This window comes from Kitasatospora sp. NPDC096204, from assembly GCF_044763205.1.
Lineage (GTDB): Bacteria > Actinomycetota > Actinomycetes > Streptomycetales > Streptomycetaceae > Kitasatospora.
Genome location: NZ_JBIWFT010000090.1, coordinates 1 through 4,216, shown reverse-complemented (window position 1 = coordinate 4,216; position 4,216 = coordinate 1). Strand labels below are relative to the sequence as shown.

The 4,216-nt window shown below is 69.3% G+C and carries 1 protein-coding gene; it reads left to right on the top strand.

The genetic code is table 11. The features are described from left to right. The first annotated feature begins 171 nt into the window (after positions 1-171). A complete protein-coding gene (locus ACIQ87_RS40190; RefSeq protein ID WP_402417220.1) occupies positions 172-4,131 on the top strand; it encodes a hypothetical protein in 3,960 nt (1,319 codons plus the stop codon). Positions 4,132-4,216: the final 85 nt, after the last annotated feature.

Genomic DNA, 4,216 nt, shown 5'->3' with positions numbered 1-4,216 from the left:
GCCTCCTGGCGTGCTCAAGGTCTCGACAACCCCGAGCTGCACCAGAGGCCCTGCCTTCATTCGCGGCACGCGACAAGATCACCCGACCGAGCTGTCCCAGTCGAACCCACGTCCACCAAGATCGGTACGACAACGGCTTCTTAGACTGGCGGTCGGACAGGGGGAACGAGGTTGAGCGCGGAAGAGCTGGACGGCATCGTCCGCAGGCGGCTGGTTGTCATCGCAGTCGACAACTACGACGACGGACAGGAAGGTTTTGCAGAGGCCATTGCCGCCCAGGTGGAACGGATCACTGGCTGGCTGGCTGACCCCGAGCTCGGCGATGACCGCCGCTTCGAGGTTGTGAGGGCAGAGCACTCTCCGCGTTCCGTGGACGACTTGCGCGCTTTCCTGCACAGCCAGAAGCTGGCAGCGGCCGACTACAACGAAGCCGTGGTGGTGTACATCACCGGCCACGGGCTGCGCCGCCTGGCCCAGCGCCACTACCTGATGCTTCCCGCGACGGATGAAGAGCGGCTGCTGGCAACCGGGTTCCCGACAAGCGAGCTCATCACCGCAGTCCTGGACAGTCAGTCCGAGCACGTCATGGTGCTCGTTGACTCATGCCACTCCGGCACGCTCCGCGCCGAACTCGCAAGCATGTTCCAGGATCTGTCCGACGAACGCCACAGCCACAAGGGGACCGCCGTCGTCACGGCCGGCGACCATTATGAGAAGCCTCTGGTGGGTTCCTTCACCCGGCGCGTCTCCTTGGCTTACGAGCGGATGTGCGACGAAGCCTCCGGCTACACCGGCTCTCACTTTTCGTTCGCGGAGTTCGAGCAGCTCCTGCACCAGGTCGGCCTGGACGAGGACGGTACGGAGAAGGCGCTGGTCGGCGCCGAGTGGATCGTGCCGCATTCGCGCGGCAGTGCCCCAAGCGCGTGCCTCCCCAATCCGCGTTTCCGCCCGGTGCAGAGTGCGGCCGGCCCCGCGCTGCGTCAGCTCGCTCTCGGCTCGACCTCACTGGAGGAGTTCTGGCTCGAGCGGGCTTCCGGGCGGGCCGGGGTGGACGATCCTGGCTGGTACTTCAGCGGGCGGGCCGAGCCGATGGCACGCATGGTCTCCTTTACCCGGGAGGGCGTCGGCGTCCTCGTGGTCACCGGAGCCGCCGGCTCTGGGAAATCAGCCCTTCTGGCACGCCTGGTGACGATGGCTGACGCCGGTTTCACGGCCGACCCACGATACGCGGCGGTGCTGGCTGGCATCCCTGCCGAGCTGCGGCCGAACCCCGGGGCGGTAGACGTCGCAGTCCTGGCCCGGAACAAGTCTGCGCGAGTGGTTGTGGAAGAGCTGCTGGCCGCGCTCAGCGGTGCTCCCAGCGACGGCGAGCTCCCATTGCAGAGCCTGCTCGGCCTGCTTTCCAGGGCCTCCGGACCCGCTGGAACCGTCAGTGTGGTCATCGACGCGCTGGACGAGGCCGAGGATCCGCTGGCCTTTGTCAGCGATGTCATCATCCCGCTGTCCCGGCTCGCCGCTGACGGTACGGAACGGGCCGTCCGTCTCGTGGTCGGTGTCCGCAGCTCGCCCTCGAGCGGTGAGTACGCGTCGGACACGGCCCTGCGGGACGAGCGGGCCGACGAGCTGCTGCAGCGGCTTGACAGCGCTCTGCGTACAGAAGGCGTCCCTCTGCAGGTCCTGCGCACCGACGGGCCAGACTGCACCAGCGACATCGCCGCCTATACCGCCGCGTTGCTGAGCGCCCCGCGGACCAGCCCGTACCACGGGGCGCCGGAGGCCGCGGACACGGCGGCACGCCACATCGCGGAAGCGGTCGCGCCGTCCTTCCTCGACGCCCGGATCGCTGCCGAGCAGTTGAGGACGGCCGACACGTGCCAGGACCTGGACGAGACCGGCTGGCTGAAGCGCCTCGCCGACGGCACCACGGGGCTCCTGCGTGAGGACATCCGGACCGTGGCCGCCGCCGAGGGGGTGGACAGCGCCCTTCTGGTTGCCGCCCTGCGCGCGACGGCGTTCGCACCGGGGGCCGGGCTGCCATGGGCGGAGGTCTGGCCCGCAGTCACTGTCGCACTGGCCTCCGAGGCGTACGGGCCAGGCTTCGCGGACGCCGATGCGGCCGACCACGCCATCCGCACCCTCCGGTCCAGTCGCCTCACCGGATACCTGGCCAGTGCCGAGGAGGATGCCCGTACCGTCTACCGGCCTGTGCACCAGCGGCTGACTGACCTTCTGCTGGTCGGCGGCACCGTCCTGTCGGCGACGACGGTCACAGCTGGCCGCGGAAAGCACCCGGACGGGCCGCACACGCTCGCGGCGGCGCATTCCGCGATCGTCCGTGCACTCGCGGAGCTGGTGGAGCAGGCCCTGCCGCATCCGGCGCATCCGTATGTCCGCAGGTACTTGCTGCACCATGCGGACTCCGGCGGCGTCCTGACTGACGTTGAGGTCCCGCTGGCGCTCCTGGCCCAGGAGTCTTCCGGAACGCTGCGCGCCCGGCTCGCTCTGCCTCTTCCGGCCGGGGATCCCGAGCGGCAGAACCTGACGGCGGCGGCTCTGATCGAGCCGTTCGCGGGCGAGGCCACGGATTACGCCTCGCGTCTGGGCAGCATCGCCTTTCTCCGTGCTGTACGAGGCCTGGGCGGAGAGGCCGGCATTCAGGCTGACGCCTTGGCCGGGCTGCCGGTAAGGCCCCTGTGGGGGCGGTGGGCAGCGCGCGTGAACGTACTGGCGCCTGCGCCAGGGCAGACGAACGCTCTGTGTGTGGTGCCGACGTCGGACGGGCGTCAGCTGGTCGCTTCGGCGTCCGACGGCGGCGATGTCCGGGTCTGGGATGCCAGAACGGGCCAACCTGTCGCGGACTTGGCCGCGGGGACAGTCCACCGCTTGTGCACCATCATGGCCACCGGTGGGCGCACCTTCCTCGTCACGGCGGGGCGGTCTGACGCCGGCCAGCATGAGGTGCGGATCTTCGATCCGGTTTCCGGACAGCCCATCGCTCAGACGCCGGTTCCCCGAACCTACGATGTCCATGTCCTGGCGGATGGCCCGGCGCTGTGGAAGCTGCTCATCCTGACCCGCAAAGGCGCGTTCCTGTGGAGGCCACGCGCGGGCAAGCTGTTCGAGGTTCCCGGCTTCCCCGATGGGATCGCCCAGAGGTACGGCCAGGCCTGGACGTCGGCCCGCTGGCAGCCGTCACTCACGGCGGTGGTCCGCTCGGGTAGCGGCAAGGCCCTGGTCGCTGTCTGCGGTGGGGACGGAATCCGTCTGTGGGATCCGGCGTCGGCAACAACGGTGAGCCCTTCCTTCGGTGGCAGCCAGGTCCCCGGCGTGGTGGGTATCACCCGGCCGGACGGCGACGACCTCCTGATCGCCGAGTCCCCCAATCCGCTGGTGCCCCTGCGCGTGTGGGACCCCTTCACGCTCCAGCAGGTGGCATCCGCCGCAGAAGGCGGCAGCAAGGCAGTTGCGGGCGCCAACGGAACGGCGTTCGCCTATGTCGCGCGCAACCGCATCGTGATGCAGGGGCTCGACGGGGGCACAGTCCGCACGTTCGAAGCCGATATGTCGTCCGTAGACGCCCTCGCGGTTGCGGAAGATCCGGCAGGGCCACGGGTCATGTCGGCCGGCCCGGAGGGCATCCGGGTCTGGGGTCCCGGGCCCGGCGGGCCGCTCTACGAGGATGGACCGGCAGAGTCGGTGTACCGGGGCCCCTCTCTGGACCGGCGCCAGCGGAGTGCTCCCACGTGGTCCCTGTGCAGGTCGTCTCTGCCCGTCGATGGTGGAACCCAGGGCCGTGACGTCCTCGTTCTCGCGACGCGGAGCGGACTGGACATCCACAGCGCGACGACGGGCCGGCTGCTGAGGCGGATCGGGACCGGTCTTGTCGGGCAGGTCCTGCCACTGGCCCCTGACAGGGCCCGGGTGGCAGTCAGCGACCCGAACGGCGACCTATCCATCTGGGATCTCGTCTCGGGCCAGTCGGTAGTGACGAGCCGGAAGGAACTGTCCCAGTCCGCTCTGTCCTCGTGTGTCGCGTGGACCTCGGAGGGTCTGCCGATGTCCGTGTCCCTGGTGGCAGCGGGCGGCGGTCCGGACCTCACCACGGTGGTCCTGGACCATGAGAACGGGTGACGGCGGTCTTCGTAAGCTCCCCGCTGGCGGCCGTATACGGCGCATTTTGTGGCCACGGGTTTCCCCGGGTACGGCCAGATATTTC